Origin of the sequence: Chelatococcus composti (genome assembly GCF_014201415.1) — a bacterium.
Taxonomy (GTDB): domain Bacteria; phylum Pseudomonadota; class Alphaproteobacteria; order Rhizobiales; family Beijerinckiaceae; genus Chelatococcus_A; species Chelatococcus_A composti.
The window spans coordinates 1-1,290 of the sequence record NZ_JACHEH010000025.1 but is presented as its reverse complement, the minus strand read 5'-3'; the positions used below and the strand labels follow the sequence as shown (position 1 = coordinate 1,290).

1 pseudogene is annotated in these 1,290 nt (G+C 60.0%); it reads right to left on the bottom strand.

The features are described 5' to 3' along the window. Positions 1-35: 35 nt before the first annotated feature. Positions 36-1,225, bottom strand: a pseudogene (locus HNQ73_RS17810) (IS3 family transposase). Between the last annotated feature and the right edge of the window lie 65 nt (positions 1,226-1,290).

Here is a 1,290-nt window from a genome sequence, read left to right as displayed (position 1 = left end):
GTGGCCTGACCCCATAGGGTGGTCCGGTTTCAATCTTAGTTCATGATCGGCCTTGGGGCTATTGCCTGGGCAGATGACGGTGCTGCTCCGCTTGCTGGCGCAGGCCAGATGATGGCCTCGGGTGCCGGTGGCTTGTATCCAAGCGACGAGTGTGGCCTCTCGGTGTTGTAGTACCGCCGCCAGGCTTCGATGATGATCTTGGCCTCGGCGAGGCTGTAGAAGATCTCACCGTCGAGCAGTTCGTCGCGGAGCTTCGAGTTGAAGCTCTCGCAGTAGCCGTTCTCCCAAGGGCTTCCAGGTTCGATGAACGCTGTCTTTGCGCCGACGGCTACGATCCACTCCCGTACAGCCTTGGCGATGAACTCCGGGCCGTTGTCGGAACGGACATGGCCGGGCACACCACGCAGGATGAACAGGTCCGACAGGGCGTCGATGACGTCGGTCGAGTTGAGCTTGCGATCGATGCGGATTGCAAGGCATTCCCTGGTGAACTCGTCGATGATGTTGAGCATGCGGAATCTCCTGCCATCGTGGGTCCGACCCTCGACGAAGTCATAGGACCAGACATGGTTTGGATGCTCGGGTCGAAGCCGGATGCACGATCCGTCATTCAACCAGAGCCGCCCCTTCTTCGGTTGCTTCTGGGGAACCTTCAGCCCCTCCCGCCGCCAGATCCGTTCGACACGCTTGGCGTTCACCGTCCAGCCTTCAGACCGCAGCATCGCCGTGATCCTGCGATAGCCATAACGGCCATAGCGGGAAGCGAGCCGGATGATGTCGGAGGTCAACGCCTCTTCATCGGGCCGGCCTTGCGGCTTTTTGCGCTGGGTCGAACGATGCTGGCCGAGAACCTTGCAGGCAAACCGCTCCGAGACGGAGAACTTCGCCATGACACGATCGACGCAACGGCGACGGCGAGCGGGGCTCAGAAGTTTTGCATTCGCTGCCCTTCGGGTCCCGAAGCAGCCTCTTTCAGGATCAGCTTCTCGAGTGTCAGGTCCGAGACCGCCTTGCGCAGCCGGTCATTCTCTTTCTCGAGCTCCTTCAGCCGCTTCACCTGGTCACCCTTCAGGCCACCAAACTCCTTGCGCCACCGGTAATACGTAAACTGCGTCACGCCGATCAAACGGACCGCTTCTCCGACAGAACGACCTTGCGACAACAGAACATCGACTTGGCGCAGCTTCGCCACGATCTCTTCGGGTTTGTGCTTCTTCTGCGGCATTCCAACGTCCTCCTACGGCTCAATAGCCTACTTCAGGGAGGACCACTTTTCAGGGGGCAGACCAG